This window comes from Mesorhizobium sp. WSM4833 (genome assembly GCF_055811095.1).
In genome coordinates this window covers 163,773-181,699 of the sequence record NZ_JBVVQG010000001.1, presented here as the reverse complement: position 1 = coordinate 181,699, position 17,927 = coordinate 163,773, and the positions used below count along the sequence as shown (strand labels likewise).

Sequence of the window (17,927 nt, the reverse complement as noted above, 5' to 3'; positions counted from 1 at the left end):
CCGCGCCGGGCGGCGGCGGCGCGGGGGGCGCGGGGGGGGCCCCCCCCCCCCCGCCCGGGGGGGGGGCGCCCCCCCCGCCCCCCCCTTCTGTTGACGCAACGTCAGCCTTATTTCGATGCGTGTCGTTTTTCCAAAAGCGGAACACTTTTGGCGACATGCATCAGCTGTCGCGAAGCTTGACCAGATCGTTCAGCAGCCCGCCCGTTCCGTTGTGGACGGTCAGCCGCTCGACCTTGCCGGCGATGGTTTCCAGCGCCTCGAGCTCCTTCAGCCGCAGCATCACCGGGTTTTCCGCCATCACCCTGGCCGTGTTGAGGAGGGAACGGGTCGCGTTCGTCTCCTCGCGGCGACGGATGATGTTGGCCTCGGCCTGTTTTTCGGCCGACACCACCTGGTTGAGGATCTCGCGCATCTCGCCCGGCAGGATGACATCCTTGAGCGCGATATCGCTGACCTCCACGCCGATCTCGGCCATGTCGGCGCGGACCTTGGCTGCCGCTTCCTCATCGACCGTCACCTTCTTTTCGAGGATCTGATCGAGTGTCAGCGCGCCAAGCGTCTTGCGGAAGGCATATTGCAGGGCGCGGTAGAGGGCTTCGGAGAAGTCCTTCACCATGCTGACCGCCTTGACCGGATCGACGACCCGGTATTCGGCTGCGATGTTGACGCGGATCGTCACGCGATCCTTGGTCAGCACTTCCTGCCCGGCAACGTCGAGCGACTGGCGCTTGAGGTCGACGACCTTGATCTGCACCATGCGTCCGACGTTCCAGAAGCCATGCACGCCCGCCGTCAGCGTCCTGACCAGGACACCGTCGATGAACAGCAGTCCGGCCTGACCATCGACGACCGGATGGACGGACATCAATTCCGCCTTCCGGGCCTGGCCGAGCCGGCGCATGATCGCCGCATCGATGGCGAGATCGACTGACGTGTCGATCAGCGTCACCTTCCACGGGCCGGCATCCGTCCACAGCACGAGCTTGCGGTCCGGTGCCAGCACGGCGTGCAGATTGCCGTCACGCTCGATGACGGCGACATCCGTGCGCCCGGTGCGAACGACGGTGAAATGACGCGCGGCCACATCCGGAAGCTTGTCGAACAACGCCTTCTCGTATGCCGAAACGAATTCCGGGTTCTTCAGATCGTGCCGAGACACTTCGAGGCTGCCGCGCCGGTTGGCGAGCCAGTGCTCGCCCGGCAGCAGGACAGCCTTGATCTCCCCCTTGTGGAGGGCGAGGGCACGTTCGTTTTCCCTTACGAGGACGCGCTCGCGCCCAAGAACCTTGTCGAGAATGGTCATTGTCTTACTCCTGTCGGGCATGGCCCCATGCGAGGCGTCACGTCATGCGTCGATCTTCCCTTCGTTTCTCGTTTCACGTCGTCTCTTGCGTCGTAGCCCGGGCACGAATGATCCGGGGACTGGTGGCATCGAGCCGTGGCGGGCCTTCGGGAGCGGATCGCGGGGCAGCGAAGCGGGCGCAGGAGGCCTTAGCCTCCCTTGCCGGCGACACCGCGCCTTGATCGTCACCGCGGGCCTGGCCGCGAGCCGATGGCGAAAGACGCTTGGGATGATCCGCGCCCGAAGGCTTGGGTCACCCGTCCAGTCTTTCGCATTCCAGTCCCCGGACCGTTTTTCGGATGGCTTTTCAAGGCCAATGGAGAAGGAATCGAACCTTCGACAGTCAGATTAACAATCTGATGCTCTAACCAAACTGAGCTATCCGTGGTGCAGATGAAGGGACTCGAACCCACAACCTCCGGATTATGTCCGGCGCTCTCCCAGTTGAGCTACATCCGCGATCCCAATCCCCAAAGCGGCGCCGTATGCAGGGCGGCAATGCCGCCTGCACGGGCGGAGACGAAAGCTCCAACCGTTGTGCTCGCTTCGGTTCTCGTGACCGGGAGCGCGCCTATAGCCCCTGCGACGGGTTGTCGCAAGCGGCATTGTCACGGCGAATTTGCGGCTTCTTTCAACGGTGGCATTTCAGCAACACCGCTTTCGGCGTCAGCGATCGCGCGCAGCACGCTCAGAAGGTGACGCGGCCGAGCACGCGCAGGCCATCGCCTTGCGGCTCGACGACGACGGCCTCACCTTCGCGCGGTGAGATGCCGGTCAGTGCCACGATGTCTTCCAGATGGGTGACCATGACCAGATTGTCGGAGCCGGAATAGGTGCGGATTTCCTTCAGGATCGCAGCGATCTGCGCGGCCTTCCGCGTCTCGTCGCCTTTCAGGAGATCGAGCGGTGCAAAGAGTTCCGGGTCGGCCTCGAAGGCGATGCGGGCGGTGTCGAGGCAGCGGCAATAGCGGCTGGACAGCACGCGCTCGATCGGTGCCGCCCGAGCGGCAAACAGAGCGCCGATCTTGCTCGCCTGCTGCTTGCCGCGCGCCGACAGGTTCATCTGGGTGGCGCAGCTGTCGATGTCGAAGTTGGCCGGATCGGTGGTGCCGGTGACCATGGCGTGGCGCAGCAGCACGACGTGTCCGCCATCGCGCAGCAGCGCCCAGCCTGCGTCCGTGGCGTGCGCCACGCCGGGAACAACAAGCAGGAACAACGCCAAGGCAAATCGAATCATCCGCTATCCTTCTGCGGTTCCCGGCAAGGGGTTCCGGTGGCAGGACATATAGGGACGGTAAAGCCGGCCGAAAGACAAGGCGCGGTCGGCGGGAAGCGTAGACCTACTTCTTCGCCATCTGCTTCTTCACCAGATCGACCTTCTGGTCGGTGAGAGGGATGGCATGGTGTAGCCGGCTTCGGTAAAACCCTGCTTGGCGTTCTCGAAGAATCCGATCGCCTTTTGATATTCGGCCTTGCCGCCGCCATAGCTGGCCCGATTCCAGCTGACATCCCCGAGATTGTTCTGCGCGAAGGCCATTGCATCGGAAGACTTCCCTGGTGAATACGCTTCAGCGTCGCCGTGAATGCGGCCTCGATCGGTGACGCTGCGCGCGTCGCTTTTCGTCTCGGCAACTGCAAGCGCGATCGCGGCAAGACAAAGCAGTGCGGCGACGAAAGCCGTCAGCCATGCCCGCTGCAAAAGCTGAGGTTCGAGAGTCGGACAAAGGCTACTTGTCGTTCGTGTCCGCCCTGATGATCCAAGCCCTCTATAACGCTGCCAGCCGACGATGATCAAATTCAGGCGCGATTGCGTCGCGGTCCTGGCTCGCCTATCACGGGGAACCCGCCCCTCACGGTAAAAATGTCTCCGCTCACCGAAACCGTTCTTTTCGTCTTCAGCCTTGTCGCGCTCGGCTACCTCGCCGGGCTCACCGGCTATCTGAAGCCGGCGAGCGGCGAGGGGATTTCGGAATTTGCCATCAACGTGGCGATGCCGCTGCTGCTGTTCCAGACGATGGTGAAGTCCGACTTCCATGGCGTGGCGCCTTGGCCGCTGTGGGGCGCTTACTTCACGGCGGTTGCAATGACATGGGCTGCCGGCCATCTGGTGACGACGCGGATCTTCGGGCGGGACGCACGCGCAGGCATCGTCGGTGGAGTGTCGTCGTCCTTCTCGAATGTGGTGCTGCTGGGCATTCCCTTCGTTCTCGGCGTATTCGGGTCCAGGGGATTCGAAGTGCTGTCGCTGCTCGTTTCCGTGCATCTGCCGACCATGATGATGGCTTCGATCATCATGTTCGAGATATTTGGCCGCGGTGGCAGTGAGCCCGTACACCCGCTGCGCATCGTCCAGAGCTTTCTGAGAAGACTGTTCACCAATCCCCTGATCATCGGTATCCTGGCCGGGCTGGCTTGGCGCCTAACCGGCGCGCCGCTGCCGAACCTTGCCACGCGGCTGGTCGATACGCTGGCTGACACTGCCGGGCCAGTGGCGCTGTTCGCCATGGGGCTCAGCCTGCGCCGTTTCGGCATATCGGGCAATGTCCGGCCGGCGTTGGCGCTTTCGGTGCTGAAGCTGTTCCTGATGCCGGCGCTGGTGCTGGTCTTCGTCTGGTTGCTCGGCATGCCGCCCTTGACGGCCAAGGTGGCGGTGATGGTGGCCGCGATGCCATCCGGCGTCAATTCCTATCTGATCGCGGTGCAGTTCAACACCGGCCAGGCGCTGGCGTCGAACCAGATGACCCTCGCCACGGCCTGCGCCGCCGTCACCACCGCGTTCTGGCTGACTGTTGTCTTGCACGTTTTCGGGTAAGGCATCGGTGTAAGCACGTCAGCCTGCTCTCGTCTCGCTCTGGCCCAAGCCCTATATGCCATCTTGCGATTGCTTGCGTGCCTTGCCCTCGGTAAAGAGCAGTGGCTCCGGCGTGCCGGCCTCAGTCCATGGCGCACGCGCACCGAAGATTTCACAGACCCGCCCGTCAGGGCGCCGAACGGAGGATAGCATGCTTCAGAAAACCAGCCATTTCATGCGGCAGGCCAATCTCATCAATGGCGAATGGGTGCAGGCCGACAGCGGCCAGACGGTCGACGTCAACAACCCTGCCACCGGTCTCAAGATCGGCACCGTGCCGAAGTCGGGCAAGGCCGAGACCCGCCGCGCCATCGAAGCCGCCGCGGAAGCTTTCAAGACCTGGCGCAAGACGACCGCGCTCGAGCGCTCGAAGCTGCTGCGCAAGCTGCACGACGCGATGATGGACAATCAGGACGTACTGGCCGAACTGCTGACCATCGAGCAGGGCAAGTCGCTGTTCGAATCGAAAGGGGAGATCGGCTCGGCCGCGTCCTACATATTGTGGTTCGCCGAGGAAGGTCGCCGCACCTATGGCGACGTCGTGCCGTCGCCATGGGCGGACCGCCGCATCCTGGTGACCAAGGAGCCGGTTGGCGTCATCGCCGCCATCACGCCGTGGAATTTTCCGTCCTCGATGCTGGCCCGCAAGCTCGGCCCGGCGCTCGCCGCCGGCTGCACCGCCGTGGTCAAGCCTGCGTCGCAGACGCCGTATTCGGGTCTCGCCTGGGGCGCGCTCGCAGAGGAAGTCGGTTTCCCCAAGGGCGTCGTCAACATCCTGACCGGTTCGGCCAGCGAGATCGGCGACGAGATCTGCGCCAATCCGCTGGTGTCGAAGATCACTTTCACCGGCTCGACCGAGGTCGGCAAGCTTCTCATCCAGAAGTCGTCGGTCACCGTCAAGAAGGTGTCGATGGAACTCGGCGGCAACGCGCCGTTCATCGTTTTCGACGACGCCGACCTCGAGCGTGCCGTCGCCGGCGCCATCACCGCCAAGTACCGCAATTCCGGCCAGACCTGCGTTTGCACCAACCGCTTCCTTGTCCAGGCAGGTGTCTATGACAAGTTCGTCGAGAAGCTCGCTGCCGCCAGCAACGCGCTGAAGGTCGGCTCCGGCCTCGAGGACGGTGTGCAGCAGGGGCCGCTGATCGACGAGAAGGCGGTCGAGAAGGTCGAGGAACTGATCGCCGACGCCACATCAAAGGGCGGCAAGATCGTTGCCGGCGGCAAGCGCCATGCGCTCGGCGGTTCGTTCTTCCAGCCGACGGTCATCGCCAACGCGACACCCAAGATGCGCTTCATGAAGGAAGAGATCTTTGGCCCGGTCGCACCGGTGTTCAAGTTCGAGACCGAAGAGGAAGCCGTCGCCCTCGCCAACGACACCGAATTCGGCCTTGCCTGCTACTTCTACACCGGTGACCTCGGCCGCGCCTTCCGAGTGATGGAAGGGCTGAAATACGGTATGGTCGGGGTCAATGAAGGCCTCATCACCACGCCGGAAGCGCCGTTCGGCGGCGTCAAGGAATCCGGCCTCGGCAAAGAAGGCGGGCATCAGGGCATCGAGGATTATCTCGACACCAAATATGTCTGCATCGGCGGCCTCGGCCTCTGATAGGCTATCCCTGAGATGGGGAGGCCGATGGCCTGCCCATCTCTCATGGAAAAACCAGCCGAAGTCTTCTGGATCAACTGGCATTTACGGGCATGGCGATGAAGGACGGCGAGGTTTTCGGCACGACGCAGGCTGGCGAGCAGGTGCGTCGCTTCACGATCAGGGGCGGCGGCATCACAGCCAACATCATCGGTCTGGGCGCGATCATCCAGGATTTGCGCCTGACCGGGCACGATGCTCCGCTGGTGCTCGGCTACGACAGTCTGGAAGGCTACGAGACGGATACGGCCTTCTTCGGTGCGGTCGTCGGCCGCTATGCCAACCGCATCCGCGACGGCCGCTTCACCATTGGCGGCAGCCGCTACCAGACCGAGCAAAACTTCCTCGACAAGCATACGCTGCATGGCGGCTCGCAAGGTTACTCCCACCGGGCGTGGACGGTTTCCTTGCATGGCAGGGATTTCGTCACGCTGACGCTGCACGATCCCGACGGCACGATGGGTTTTCCCGGCGCGCTCGACGTCACCTGCACCTACCGGCTGAAGATCCCCGGCACGCTCAGCGTCGAGCTGACCGCCACCTGCGAGGAGCCGACGCTGTGCAATCTCACCCAGCATTCCTATTTCAACCTGGATGATGGCGGCGCAGGCGACATTCTCGACCACAGGATGATGCTGAATGCCGGCGCCTACCTGCCGGTCGATGGCGACATGATCCCCACAGGCGTGGTCAAGCCGGTTGACGGCACGCCATTCGATTTCCGCCAGGCGCGGCCGCTGCGCATGGAAACCGAGGGTGATCAACTGCCCTACGACCAGAATTTCTGCCTTGCTTCGGCACGCGGGCCGCTCAAGCAGGCGGCATGGACGCAAGGCGCCAGTTCCGGTGTCGAGATGGAGGTCTGGACCACCGAGCCCGGCGTCCAGCTCTATACCGGCCAGTATGTGACGCCGCGCACCGGGCTGGAAGCGCGGAACTACAAGGCCTTTTGCGGCTTCTGCCTGGAGCCGCAGATTTGGCCGGACGCGCCGAACCGGCCTTATTTCCCGCAAGCAACGCTGTGGCCGGGCGCGATCTACCACCACGTCACGGAATACAGGTTCCGCCTGCCCTAGTTTTTCCGACCTTAGCCTTCGAAAGCCGCCCGCAGCGTCTCGAACGGCGCCAGCGCGCCGCGCACTTGCACCACGGCGGCGGCGACACGATGCGCACGGCGCGCGGCTTCCTGCGGGTCGTGGCCGGCAAGACGAGCCGCAAGATAGCCGCCGTTGAACGAATCGCCGGCGCCGGTCGTATCGGCGGGGGCAACGACATGGATCGCCGGGACTTCGCGTAGTGTTTCTCCTTGGGCAATCAGGGCGGGCTGCTCGCCGTTCTTGACGACGACCTCGCTAACCAGTTGCCTGAGTCGCTCTGCGGTCGCTTGCGGTGTTGCATCGCCAAACAGCATCTGCTCGTCGGGGAAAGTCGGCAATGCGATGTCGGTGGCGGCAAGGGCTTCGACGATCGCTGCCTGTGCATCCTCGCGATTGCGCCAAAGCCGCGGCCGGTAGTTGGGATCGAAGGCGACAAGTGAACCGGCCGAGCGCGCCTTGGCGACGGCCGCCAGCAATACGGCGCGCGCGGCCTCATCCAGAATTGCCAAAGTGATTCCGGAAAAATAGACAAGCGCCTGATTTACCAGGTTTTTCGACAATGCAGCTGGGTCTGAGGCGAGCTGCCGCGCGGCGGCGTCGCCGCGCCAGTAGGTGAAGGAACGCTCGGCCCCGGTCAGCGTGATGGCATAGAGGCCAGGCCGTGCGCCCGCTATGATCGGGCTGGAGCCGATGCCGATGCCGTTCTGGCCTAAGAAATCGATCTGGGCTTGCGAGAACGGATCGTCGCCGAAGGCCGAGACATAGGTTGCCGGCCGCTCAGTGCTCAGCGCGTGCAGCGCCCACAGCGTGTTGAACGTGTCGCCGGCAAAGCCCATGCGCCAGTTCGGTCCGGTCTGGCCCGACAGTTCGAGCATGCATTCGCCGATCGAGGCGACGCCGGTTCCCGCCATCTACAATCCTCCAGTGCTTCCCGGTGCTGTAGCTTTTTGCCATCGGCAGCGCCATGCTTGGCAAGCAGGGTTTTTTCCGCCACAGCGTTTTCCCACAGGCTGGCGGGATGCGATCCGTTCGGCAGAGCGTTGTCTGCAGAAGAGGAACCGGTTTGGCATCGATATGGCGTTATCTTCTGGCGGGTCTTGGTCTGGCTGCCTTGCTGGTCGGCATTCTCGCGGTCGTCTTCCTGACGGCGCCGCGTTCGTCGCTGCCAGCCGGCCCGGATGTCGCGCGGACGAAGAAAACCGACAACGGGCTGTACGTGGCGAGTTTCGTGCCGGAACGGGGCGTGGTGCGGCAGGGCGAACTGGAATCCTGGCTGCTGACCCTGAAAACAAAGACAGGGGCTTCGGTGGAGCGCGCCGCGATCGCCATCTCCGGCGGCATGCCGCAACACAATCACGGCCTGCCGACCAGCCCGCAGGTCACCGATTACCTGGGCGAAGGCCGTTACCGCATCGAGGGGCTGAAATTCACCATGAGCGGCTGGTGGCAACTTCGTTTCGCCATCTCATCCGGCGCCGGCTCCGATACCGTACTGTTCAACGTGGTGCTGTGAGCGATCGATGAAGCGCCTTTTCCGCTTTCTGGCGCTGATGGTCGCCGTCGTCCTCGTGGGCTGCGGCAAGCCTGATTTTTCCGACGCAGAAAAGAAGACTATCGCTTCGCTGGCGCTGTCGTCGCTGCCGGCGCTCAAGGCCGACACCACCAATCGTTTTGCCGACGTGCCGGCCGCCGCCGCACTCGGCTCGACGCTGTTCTTCGATCAGGGCATGAGCGGTGACGGGTCGGTATCCTGTTCGACCTGCCACAAGATCGACCGCCAGTTCCAGGACGACCTGCCGCAGGCGGTCGGCGTCGGCCACACCAACCGGCGCACCATGCCGCTGGCCGGCGTGGCGCACGATCCCTGGTTCTTCTGGGATGGCCGTCGCGACAGCCTGTGGGCGCAAGCGTTGACGCCGCTCGAAAATCCGCTGGAGCAGGCGGGAAACCGCGCTGCCTACGCGCATTACATCAAGGCGCGCTTCGGCGAGCGCTATGAGCGCATTTTTGGGCCGCTGCCCGATTTTTCCGGCATGCCGTTGAATGCCAGCCCACTTGGAAACGATGCCGAGAAAGCAGCCTGGAATGCCATGAGCAGCGCGCAGCGCGACGCCATCAACGGTGTCTTCGTCAATATCGGCAAGGCGATTGCCGCCTTCGAACGCTCGATAGCGCCCATGCCCGCGCGCTTCGACCGCTTTGCGCTGGACCTCGCCACCGGTGCCGAGCCGAAGGGCGATGCTGTCTTTTCCAAACAAGAAATCCTTGGGCTTAAACTGTTCATCGGCAAGGCCAATTGCGTGACCTGTCACAACGGCCCGCGCTTCACCGACAACAGCTTTCACAACACCGGCGTGCCGCCTGTTGCGGGCCTGCCGCCGGATCGCGGCCGCATCGATGCCGTGCACCAAGTCGAGGCCGACCCGTTCAACTGCCTTGGCGCCTATCGGGACGGCGACGTTGCCGCCTGCGGCGAACTGCGCTTCATGGTCAAGAATGCGCCACAACTCATCCGCGCCTACAAGACGCCGTCTCTGCGCGGTGCGGCAACGCGACCGCCCTATATGCATGCCGGGCAGTTTTCGTCGCTCGACGAGGTCGTGGCGCATTATGCGAAGGCCGCGCCCAGCGTCGAAGGGGTATCAGAGGTTCACCCGTTGGAGCTTTCAGACCGAGAACGCGCTGCTCTGGTGGCGTTCTTGAAGACGCTTTCGGAGTGATCTACCGATCCTTCACGGTCTCCATCGCCACAAAGGTCGAGGTCTGGGCGACATGGGGCAGGGCCGAGATGCGCTCGCCGAGGACGCGGCGGTAGGCGGCGATGTCCCTGGTGCGGACTTTCAGCAGATAATCGAAGCTCGACGCCATCATGTGGCACTGTTCGATCTCCGGCACAGCCTGTACGGACCGGTTGAAGGCGTCGAGCGCGGCGGATCTGGTGTCGGACAATTTCACCTGGACGAATGCAACATGGCCTTCGCCCATGCGCTCGCGGTCGACGATCGCCTGGTAGCCTCTGATATAGCCGTCCTTCTCAAGCCGCTTCACCCGCGCCTGCACCGGCGTCTTCGACAGGCCGACCTTTGCGGCCAGTTCTGACATGGAAAGCCGGCCATCGCTTGCAAGTGCGGCCAGGATATTCCGATCTATGCGGTCCAATTGGTCTTCTGCCATCGAAATTGCAGTCCAAATGTCAATTATATGCCGCTATGATAGATCAAATGACCTACAATGTCGATTTCTTTGGACCGGCCGAAATTTTGCACTTGTGCTAGCTTGCGCCATTCGGTCCGGTGACCGCCGGCCCGATCCCCTTTGCTCGATCCACGGGACCGCCATGCCAGCGCTCGATGCCATCCGCCAGCAGATCCGCGCCAACTACCTGCCCGACGAAGACGAGGCCGTGAAGCGGCTTGCCGAGGCGACGGGGCTCTCCGGGAAAGACCGCAAGGCGATCTCGGCTCGCGCCGCCGATCTGGTGCGCGCGGTGCGCGGCTCGTCGGATCCAAGGCTGATGGAAGTCTTCCTCTCCGCGTACGGTCTCTCCACCAAGGAAGGCGTGGCGCTGATGTGCCTGGCCGAGGCCCTGCTGCGCGTGCCCGATACCGAGACGATGGACGACCTCATCGCCGACAAGATCGCGCCGCACGACTGGTCGGCGCATTCGGGCGGTTCGAGCTCCATCTTCGTCAACGCCTCGACCTGGGCGCTGATGCTGACCGGCCGCGTCCTCGACGAAGGCGAGGGCGGCATCGAGGGCACGCTGCGTTCTATGGTGCGGCGGCTGGGCGAGCCGGTCATCCGCAAGGCGGTGGCCGCCGCCATGCGCGAGATGGGCGAGCAGTTCGTGCTCGGCCGCACCATCACTGAAGCCGTCAAGCGCGGCCGGCCGATGACCCAGAAGGGTTATCTCTATTCCTTCGACATGCTGGGCGAGGCGGCCCGCACCGAGGCCGACGCCTTGCGCTATCACAAGGCCTATGCCGACGCGATTTCGTCGCTCGATTCCGGCTCCAACGGTCCTGATATCAGGCAGAACCACGGCATCTCGGTCAAGCTTTCGGCACTGCATCCGCGCTACGAGGTGGCGCAGAAGGAAGAGATGCTGCCTGTGATGGCCGAGCGGCTTTTGTCGCTGGCGCTGGCCGCGCGCCACTCGCGCATGGGTCTCAACATCGATGCCGAGGAGGCCGACCGCCTCGATCTATCGCTCGACGTCATCGAGCGGGTGCTGGCCGAGCCGGAACTTGCCGGCTGGAACGGGTTTGGCGTGGTGGTGCAGGCGTATGGGCCACGCGCGGCCTTCGCCATCGACTGGCTCTATGCGCTGGCCAAAAAATACGACCGCAACATCATGGTTCGGCTGGTCAAGGGCGCCTATTGGGACACCGAGATCAAGCGGGGGCAGACGTTGGGACTCACCGGCTATCCCGTCTTCACCCGCAAGGCCAACACCGACGTCTCCTACATGGCTTGCGCCAAGAAGCTGCTTGGCATGACCGACCGCATCTACCCGCAGTTCGCCACCCACAATGCCCACACCGTCGCCGCCATCCTGTCGATGGCTGATAATAACCGCGATTCCTTCGAGTTCCAGCGCCTGCACGGCATGGGCGAGGCGCTGCACGAGACGGTGCGACGGTCCGAAGGCACGCGCTGCCGGATCTATGCGCCGGTCGGTGCGCATTCCGATCTGCTGGCCTATCTGGTGCGCCGGCTGCTGGAGAACGGCGCCAACTCCTCCTTCGTGCACCAGCTGACCGATGAGGATGTCGAGCCGGAGGACATTGCGCGCGATCCGCTCGAGACGGTCGAACGCCAGGGTCCGGCAGCCAATCCGGCGATTGCCCGGCCTTCCCAGATTTTTGGAGCCGGGCGTCGCAATTCGAAAGGATTCGACATCACCGACACGGTGACGCTGGCGGCGATCGACAAGGCCAGGGCGGCCTTCGCCGGGCCGGATCGCTGGCATGCCAAGCCGATTACGGGGGCCGCCGGCTATGGCAAGCAGCGTCCGATCGTCAACCCGGCAAAGCCTTCCGAAGTGGTCGGCACGGTCAGCGAAGCAGCTGCCAAGCAAGTTGCGACCGCCGTGCGCTTTGCGGTGGAAGCGCAACCGGCCTGGGCGAAGCGTCCCGTCGCCGAGCGCGCCGCCATCCTCAACCGTGCCGCCGATCTCTATGAGGCGAATGCCGTCGAGTTCTTTGCACTCGCCACCCGCGAGGCCGGCAAATCGCTGGCCGACGGCGTCGCCGAGGTGCGTGAAGCCGTCGACTTCCTGCGCTACTACGCCACCGAGGCGGGCAATGCGGAGACGGGCACGCAAGCGCGCGGCGCCATCGTCTGCATTTCGCCGTGGAATTTCCCGCTCGCCATCTTCACCGGCCAGATCGCGGCAGCGCTCGTTACCGGCAATTCGGTGATCGCCAAGCCGGCCGAGCAGACGCCGCTGATCGCCTTCCGCGCCGTCGAACTGCTGCGCGAGGCCGGCGTGCCGGAAGACGTCATCCAGTTGCTCCCTGGCGACGGCCCATCGGTCGGCGGGCCGCTCACCGCCGATCCGCGCATCGCTGGCGTCTGCTTCACAGGTTCGACCGAGGTTGCCAAGCTGATCGAGAAGCAGCTGGCCGAGACGGCCGCGCCCGACGCCATGCTGATCGCCGAGACCGGCGGCCTCAACGCCATGATCGTCGATTCCACCGCGCTGCCCGAACAGGCGGTGCGCGATATCCTCGCCTCCGCCTTCCAGAGTGCCGGCCAGCGCTGCTCGGCGCTGCGCGTACTCTACGTGCAGAAGGACGTCGAGAAGAAGATGCTGGAGATGCTGAAGGGCGCCATGGAGGCGCTCAACGTCGGCGATCCCTGGCGGATTTCGACCGATGTCGGCCCGGTTATCGACGACGAGGCGCAAAGCTCGATCCGCGAGTATTGCACGAAGATGGGCCTGCAGGGCAGGCTGATCGCCAAGCTCGAGGCGCCCAGGGAAGGTCGCTTCGTCGCGCCGCATGTCTTCCGGGTCAAGGGTATCGAGGACATGGAGCGCGAGGTGTTCGGGCCGGTGCTGCATGTCGCCAGTTTCGACGCCGACCAGATCGACGCCGTCATCGCCGCCATCAACCGCAAGGGTTATGGCCTGACCTTCGGCCTGCACACCCGCATCGAGGGCCGCGTGCAGCATTTCGTCGATGGCATCCATGCCGGCAACATCTATGTCAACCGCAACCAGATCGGCGCCGTCGTCGGTTCGCAGCCGTTTGGCGGCGAGGGGCTTTCCGGCACCGGGCCGAAGGCCGGCGGTCCGCACTATCTCCGCCGCTTCCGCAAGGGGCCGGAGGCCGGCACCCATGTGCAGGATGGCCACAAGGTCACGGCGACCGAGCTTGCCGACAATCTGCCTGATCCCACACTTGGCGGCTGGTCGACGCGTCCGGACCGAATCGCCATTCTGAGGAAGCATCTGCGCGGCAAGGGTGCTGCGGCCATTGGTGCGGCCGCCGGCATCGATTTCGGCCAGGTCGACCTGCCCGGGCCGACCGGCGAAGCCAACACGCTCTCGCTGTCGCCACGTGGACGGGTGCTGTGCCTCGGTCCCGATGGTGATACGCTGCTGGCGCAGACGATCCAGGCGCTCGCCGCCGGCAACGCCGTGCTGGCCGTTGCGCCGGGTGCACCGGCAGCCCTTTCCGCTCTGACCGGCAAGGGCCTCCCGCTGGCCGCCCTCGACGGGCGGCCTGATCCGGTCGAGGCACGCTCGCTGCGCGTCGATATCGTTGCTTTTTCCGGCACACCAGAGGCCGCGCGCATCGTGCGCAGGGTTATCGCTGATCGCTCAGGCCCGATCGTGCCGCTGGTCAGCGAAGTGTTGAACCCGGCGGCTTATGCACATGAGCGGGCCGTCTGCGTCGACACCACCGCCGCGGGCGGCAATGCGAGCTTGCTGGCCGGAGCCTGACTCCGGCCGGTCGTTAGAGCCATTCACCGTTTCGTGGAAACGGTGAATGGCTCTATCTCTTTCGGTTTATGCATGTCGTTGTCCCAAAACGGGACCACTTTTGGGCGACATGCATTACGCGCCTTCGACGACCGAAAAACCCTCGAACTGGGGGTGGCCGAGATAGTGGACCTTCGTCGTGCCGACATTCCTGTGGGCGGCGCGGAAATTCTCGGACTTGGTCCAGGCGATGAAATCATCGTGGCTCGCCCACACCGTGTGCGATGCAAACAGCGTGTAGCCTTCGGTCTCGTTGACCGGGCCTCGCAGCAGGTGGAATTCGCGGAACCCCTTCATCTCCGCAAGGCTGGAATCGCGGTTCTTCCACACGGCCTCGAAATCGTTCTCCGAGCCGGTCTGCACCTTGAAGCGGTTCATGGCGATGTACATGGTGGTTTCCTCTCACAGGGATGTTGATGATTTGCGGCCGCAGCGTTTTGTTCTGCGCACATTCAAAATGGGCCGATTTCGGTTTCGAACTCCAAACTTGCGCTTGCTGCCTGTGGTGGAATCGAAGGGAAGGGGGCCGCTTTGCGGATAATGCCAAGCGCCGCCTGATCGAAAGCCGCCGACCCTGAGGTCTCCAGGATGCGCAACTTATTTATGTTGCCCTTCCTGCCTATGACGAATTTAACAACCGCATTGTTGCGTGCTGCCAGTTGTAGGGACGGCGGCAGAGTGCGATTGACGCTGCCGAGCTTTCTAAAGACATCGCCGCGGTAGTTATCTTCCGCGGCAGTGCCTGCCTCGTTTTGCCTTTTGCCCTTGCTGGCCGCTTGCGCCGACAGGTCCTGGCCATCCGCCGTGCCGCGCTTTTCATCCGCCGTCTTTGAAGGGGCAGCTGCCGGACTGGGCCTCGCGCTGGGGATCGGCGGCTGTTCTGGAACGGCGACAGCCGGTTGCGGGCTGGGCACCAGTGCAACGTTTATTGCCGTCGGGTCCTTGTCCAGCGCGCTGCCGACCACGTTGGTGCCCGACTGATCACTGCCTTCCGGCTGCTCGGCATTCTGGGAACTCGAAATCCCCGAAGGCGAGATCAGAAAAGCCGCCGCCACGGCGGCGTGGAGCGCGCAGGAGACGACGATCGCCGCCGTCCATTTGCGGTTCCAGGCCGATGGCCGCGGCAGCGCGAGCGGCTCGGTTGGCTCTATCGCCAGCTCGGCGCCGGCTTCGGGGAGGGGGCTGATATCCTGCATGTCTCGCCGCGAGACCTGCAGCGACAAGAGCAGAATTGTCAAATCAAGATCGTTCGCTCGCAGCGGCAGTCGGCAGTGGCCGGCAGCTGGCCACGCCGCTTTGTTTTGCAGGAATGCGGGATGCAGTCCCACCTCAGACGCCGAAGGCGATATCGGTCTTGGTGTCCGTCTTCAGCTTTCGCATGCAGGCGTTCGGTTCGACGCCGGTACCGGTGCATTCGGTCGCGCTGTTGATCAGCACGCGGCTGACTTTCGAGCACTCGGTGCCGGCCAGATCGAAACGCGTCACCTTGGTCTTGCCGGCCGGCAATTCCTTGAAATCGAGCACGGTCAGCCGGTCGACGACGCCTGCCTCGTTGAACAAGGCGATCTCGAAGGCAGCCTTGCCGAGATTGTTGTTGACCACGAACGTCAGGCGGCAACCCTTGTCGGAAGGTTGCGCACCATTGAGTTCCAGGGTGAGCGCGGGGACCGGCGCGGACTCTTGCGCCCACGCCGAAACCATCGCAAGCGACATCGCCAGCATCGAGGTCAGCAGACGAAGGGGTGTCGTCAAGCTCGTCATGGCAATCAGCCTCCAAACCGCATCGTTGCCGCCAGCTTCAGCGTTATGCCGGGCTCGTAGGCCGCGAAAACCGGCTGCGGCGGCTGGCCGGCCGTGGTCAGGTTGAGCGGGTTGGCGTATTTGACATCGAACAGATTGTCGGCGCGGAAATCAATCTTCAAATTGTCCGTCGCCTGGTAGCTGGCAAAGGCATTGACCAGCGTGTAGTCCTCGGCGATCGGATTGCCCTTGGGCTTGCCATTGTATTGCACTTCGCCGCCGACGGTCAGCTTGTCCTCGAGGAAGCGCAAGCCGAGCTGCGCGGTGACCTGGGATGATGGGATCGTGGCGAGATCCGCTTCCACACCCTTGTAGGAAATGGTGTGACCATTGGTGATTGAAGCCGAGAGCCCGGCATAGCCCCATCCGGCATCATAGACGCCCTCCAGTTCGAAGCCGTCGATCTTGGCCTTGGCAAAATTCTGGTACTGGAAGCATATCGGGATACCGGGTCCGCTCGGGCAACCGGCTGTCGGGTCAAACCGCGACAGGGTAACGCCATCGATGTAATCTTCGACATCATTGTTGAAATACGCTGCCTTGATGCGCAGCGCATCGCCGGCTTCGAGGATGTCGTTCTGCTTGTAGTTGACGCCGAATTCGACGGTCTTTCCAGTCTCCGGCCGCAGATTGGGATTGGGCAGGAACGGAAAGCTGACGCCTGCCGGATGATTGCCGCTGATCAGCGTCTCGGTGATCGATGGCGAGCGATAGCCCTCGGCATAGGTGCCATAAAACTGAAGGCCGGCAAGGCCTGCGGATTCGAACGGGGAGACGCCGACGGTGATGCGCGGCGACAACCGGTCCCCCGACGTTTCGTGTGTGTCATCCTTGAGGCTGTAGTTGTCGTAACGCAGCCCGGCGATGACTTCGAGCCACTGCCAGGTGAGCTTGTCCTGGACATAGGCGCCCGAAACGTTGCGCTTGCCCGAAGGCGTGTAGAAACTGTCGCCACCAGCCGCGCCGCCTGTCTTGACATTGTCGCCGGCCCAGTCGCCGCCATAGGCCAGCTCGTGCGCGATCCCACTCGTCTCGAACCGGGACGTGTTCCAGAGGTCGATGCTGGTCGTGCCGATGTCGAATGTCGACGTCGAGCCAGCCGGCAAGACAACGGGAAGGCCGGTGACCGGATCAAAGCGGTTTTGCGGGACAAGGCTGGTCAGATCGAGGTTGGTCTTGTTGTAGGAGGTGTTGATGTGGAGATCGAGCCAGCTCTTGTCCTCATCCGTGATGTTGTAGCGCGCCGTGAAGGTGTTCGACTTCAGGTCGACGTCATTGACCGGCGCACCGCCGCTGATCTCGTTCCAGCCATCGCTTGAGCCGACCCAGCCGAGCTTCAGTTCGCTGTTGTCGGTCGGGCGTATGCTGGTCTTGAGCAGTCCGCTCAGCACGTCGAAGCCGGTGCCCTTGACGGTGTCGCCGCCGCCATCCTTGTAGTCGTCATAGTCGCGGTAGACGATGTTGCCCAGCACGTCCCAATTCTCGTTAATGCGGTAGGCGCCGGATGCACTTGTGGTCCAGCCCTTGCCGTTGCTCTCATAGCGTCCCGTGACGGAACCGGCCCATGTCTCGTCAGGCTTGAGGAAATCCTCGGCATCCTTGGTGTCGAAGAAGACGACGCCGCCGATGGCGCCCGAGCCGTAGGTGTTGGCTACAGGACCACGGATAACATCCACGGATTTGACGAGTTCGGGGTCGATGTAGAAGGTCGACTGCGTGCCGTGGTCGGAGCGCTGGAAATTCTGTCGTGCGCCGTCGACGATGACTGCGACGCGACCGAAATCCTGCAGGCCGCGGATGTTGATGCTGGTGCTGACGCGCCTGGCGTCGGCCTGCGCCGCGACACCGGGCACGCCGAGCAGCATCTCATTGGGCGTCGTCGCCATGCGGCGGTCGAGCTGTTCCTGGCCGACATGGCTGGCCGATGCCAGCGATTCGATCGCCGTCTCGCCGGTGCGGCTGATGACGAGGATCTTGTCGAGCAGCGTTGCTCCCGCTGGTGCTGCCTTTTCCTCTTCAGCCTTCTTCGTTTGATCTGTCGTCTGCGCCGCCTGCTGGGCGTTGGCCAGTTGCGCCGATAAGGCAATCGCCGCCACACTTGCCAGCAATGCCGCCGCGCCGTTCGCCGCCGACCGGCCGCGCCATTCCCAAGTCACAAACCCCATGCCCCAACTCCAAAGTCCAGGTTTCATGCTGGC

Annotated in this window: 15 protein-coding genes and 2 tRNA genes; 6 read left to right on the top strand and 11 right to left on the bottom strand. The window is 63.5% G+C overall.

Annotated features, from left to right (window positions below; genetic code table 11):
- Nucleotides 1-160: 160 nt before the first annotated feature.
- The 5 genes from AC0L2D_RS00940 to AC0L2D_RS00920 form a co-directional block, all read right to left on the bottom strand.
- Nucleotides 161-1,303, bottom strand: coding sequence for a slipin family protein (locus AC0L2D_RS00940; RefSeq protein WP_224675399.1), 1,143 nt, complete (start codon nt 1,301-1,303; stop codon nt 161-163).
- Nucleotides 1,304-1,655: 352 nt separating this feature from the next.
- Nucleotides 1,656-1,725, bottom strand: a tRNA-Asn gene (locus tag AC0L2D_RS00935).
- 2 nt (nt 1,726-1,727) lie between these two features.
- A tRNA-Tyr gene (locus tag AC0L2D_RS00930) sits at nt 1,728-1,801 on the bottom strand.
- Nucleotides 1,802-2,030: 229 nt separating this feature from the next.
- Nucleotides 2,031-2,579: a histidine phosphatase family protein gene (locus AC0L2D_RS00925; protein ID WP_473540135.1), complete on the bottom strand. Its 549-nt coding sequence runs from the start codon at nt 2,577-2,579 to the stop codon at nt 2,031-2,033.
- 126 nt (nt 2,580-2,705) lie between these two features.
- Nucleotides 2,706-3,137, bottom strand: coding sequence for a hypothetical protein (locus AC0L2D_RS00920; RefSeq protein WP_473540133.1), 432 nt, complete (start codon nt 3,135-3,137; stop codon nt 2,706-2,708).
- 66 nt (nt 3,138-3,203) lie between these two features.
- Between AC0L2D_RS00920 and AC0L2D_RS00915 the strand changes: the two genes are divergently transcribed.
- The 3 genes from AC0L2D_RS00915 to AC0L2D_RS00905 all read left to right on the top strand — a co-directional run bounded on the left by AC0L2D_RS00915 (nt 3,204) and on the right by AC0L2D_RS00905 (nt 6,917).
- Nucleotides 3,204-4,154 (top strand): AEC family transporter, encoded by a 951-nt coding sequence (locus AC0L2D_RS00915; RefSeq protein WP_473540132.1) that lies wholly within the window; start codon nt 3,204-3,206, stop codon nt 4,152-4,154.
- 190 nt (nt 4,155-4,344) lie between these two features.
- A complete protein-coding gene (locus AC0L2D_RS00910; RefSeq protein ID WP_013531228.1) occupies nt 4,345-5,802 on the top strand; it encodes an NAD-dependent succinate-semialdehyde dehydrogenase in 1,458 nt (485 codons plus the stop codon).
- 92 nt (nt 5,803-5,894) lie between these two features.
- On the top strand, nt 5,895-6,917 hold the full coding sequence (locus AC0L2D_RS00905) for an aldose epimerase family protein (protein WP_024501271.1): 1,023 nt from the start codon (nt 5,895-5,897) through the stop codon (nt 6,915-6,917).
- Nucleotides 6,918-6,928: 11 nt separating this feature from the next.
- Here the strand turns inward: AC0L2D_RS00905 and AC0L2D_RS00900 are convergent, their stop codons facing one another.
- Nucleotides 6,929-7,849, bottom strand: coding sequence for a sugar kinase (locus AC0L2D_RS00900; RefSeq protein ID WP_473540131.1), 921 nt, complete (start codon nt 7,847-7,849; stop codon nt 6,929-6,931).
- Between the two features lie 152 nt (nt 7,850-8,001).
- Here AC0L2D_RS00900 and AC0L2D_RS00895 point away from each other — a divergent pair, with 152 nt between their 5' ends.
- Both AC0L2D_RS00895 and AC0L2D_RS00890 read left to right on the top strand, forming a co-directional pair.
- Nucleotides 8,002-8,451: a FixH family protein gene (locus AC0L2D_RS00895; protein WP_024503807.1), complete on the top strand. Its 450-nt coding sequence runs from the start codon at nt 8,002-8,004 to the stop codon at nt 8,449-8,451.
- A gap of 7 nt (nt 8,452-8,458) precedes the next feature.
- Nucleotides 8,459-9,658, top strand: a complete 1,200-nt coding sequence (locus AC0L2D_RS00890) for a cytochrome-c peroxidase (RefSeq protein WP_473540130.1) — start codon at nt 8,459-8,461, stop codon at nt 9,656-9,658.
- Between the two features lies 1 nt (nt 9,659).
- Here the strand turns inward: AC0L2D_RS00890 and AC0L2D_RS00885 are convergent, their stop codons facing one another.
- On the bottom strand, nt 9,660-10,112 hold the full coding sequence (locus tag AC0L2D_RS00885) for an Lrp/AsnC family transcriptional regulator (protein WP_473540129.1): 453 nt from the start codon (nt 10,110-10,112) through the stop codon (nt 9,660-9,662).
- Between the two features lie 163 nt (nt 10,113-10,275).
- Here AC0L2D_RS00885 and putA point away from each other — a divergent pair, with 163 nt between their 5' ends.
- The gene (putA, locus tag AC0L2D_RS00880) at nt 10,276-13,890 is read left to right on the top strand and encodes a bifunctional proline dehydrogenase/L-glutamate gamma-semialdehyde dehydrogenase PutA (protein ID WP_473540128.1); all 3,615 of its coding nucleotides are present in this window, start codon (nt 10,276-10,278) and stop codon (nt 13,888-13,890) included.
- A gap of 114 nt (nt 13,891-14,004) precedes the next feature.
- On the opposite strand, the gene hmuQ is transcribed toward putA, so the two are convergent.
- From hmuQ to AC0L2D_RS00860, 4 genes are all read right to left on the bottom strand, one after another.
- Nucleotides 14,005-14,319 (bottom strand): heme-degrading protein HmuQ, encoded by a 315-nt coding sequence (gene hmuQ / locus AC0L2D_RS00875; protein ID WP_027039045.1) that lies wholly within the window; start codon nt 14,317-14,319, stop codon nt 14,005-14,007.
- 62 nt (nt 14,320-14,381) lie between these two features.
- Nucleotides 14,382-15,257: an energy transducer TonB gene (locus tag AC0L2D_RS00870; RefSeq protein ID WP_473540126.1), complete on the bottom strand. Its 876-nt coding sequence runs from the start codon at nt 15,255-15,257 to the stop codon at nt 14,382-14,384.
- Between the two features lies 1 nt (nt 15,258).
- Nucleotides 15,259-15,690: a hypothetical protein gene (locus AC0L2D_RS00865; protein ID WP_473540125.1), complete on the bottom strand. Its 432-nt coding sequence runs from the start codon at nt 15,688-15,690 to the stop codon at nt 15,259-15,261.
- Between the two features lie 5 nt (nt 15,691-15,695).
- Nucleotides 15,696-17,894 carry a TonB-dependent hemoglobin/transferrin/lactoferrin family receptor gene (locus AC0L2D_RS00860; RefSeq protein WP_473540124.1) on the bottom strand — a complete coding sequence of 733 codons (2,199 nt, stop codon included), beginning with the start codon at nt 17,892-17,894 and terminating at the stop codon, nt 15,696-15,698.
- Between the last annotated feature and the right edge of the window lie 33 nt (nt 17,895-17,927).

Excerpts from the sequence above, each read along its gene's own strand:
- AC0L2D_RS00890 (WP_473540130.1), top strand. The coding sequence starts at position 8,459 with ATGAAGCGCCTTTTCCGCTTTCTGGCGCTGATGGTCGCCGTCGTCCTC.
- AC0L2D_RS00905 (WP_024501271.1), top strand. The coding sequence starts at position 5,895 with ATGGCGATGAAGGACGGCGAGGTTTTCGGCACGACGCAGGCTGGCGAG.
- AC0L2D_RS00900 (WP_473540131.1), bottom strand. The coding sequence starts at position 7,849 with ATGGCGGGAACCGGCGTCGCCTCGATCGGCGAATGCATGCTCGAACTG.
- AC0L2D_RS00885 (WP_473540129.1), bottom strand. The coding sequence starts at position 10,112 with ATGGCAGAAGACCAATTGGACCGCATAGATCGGAATATCCTGGCCGCA.
- AC0L2D_RS00940 (WP_224675399.1), bottom strand. The coding sequence starts at position 1,303 with ATGACCATTCTCGACAAGGTTCTTGGGCGCGAGCGCGTCCTCGTAAGG.
- hmuQ (WP_027039045.1), bottom strand. The coding sequence starts at position 14,319 with ATGTACATCGCCATGAACCGCTTCAAGGTGCAGACCGGCTCGGAGAAC.
- AC0L2D_RS00865 (WP_473540125.1), bottom strand. The coding sequence starts at position 15,690 with ATGACGAGCTTGACGACACCCCTTCGTCTGCTGACCTCGATGCTGGCG.
- AC0L2D_RS00915 (WP_473540132.1), top strand. The coding sequence starts at position 3,204 with ATGTCTCCGCTCACCGAAACCGTTCTTTTCGTCTTCAGCCTTGTCGCG.
- AC0L2D_RS00860 (WP_473540124.1), bottom strand. The coding sequence starts at position 17,894 with ATGGGGTTTGTGACTTGGGAATGGCGCGGCCGGTCGGCGGCGAACGGC.
- AC0L2D_RS00910 (WP_013531228.1), top strand. The coding sequence starts at position 4,345 with ATGCTTCAGAAAACCAGCCATTTCATGCGGCAGGCCAATCTCATCAAT.
- AC0L2D_RS00925 (WP_473540135.1), bottom strand. The coding sequence starts at position 2,579 with ATGATTCGATTTGCCTTGGCGTTGTTCCTGCTTGTTGTTCCCGGCGTG.
- putA (WP_473540128.1), top strand. The coding sequence starts at position 10,276 with ATGCCAGCGCTCGATGCCATCCGCCAGCAGATCCGCGCCAACTACCTG.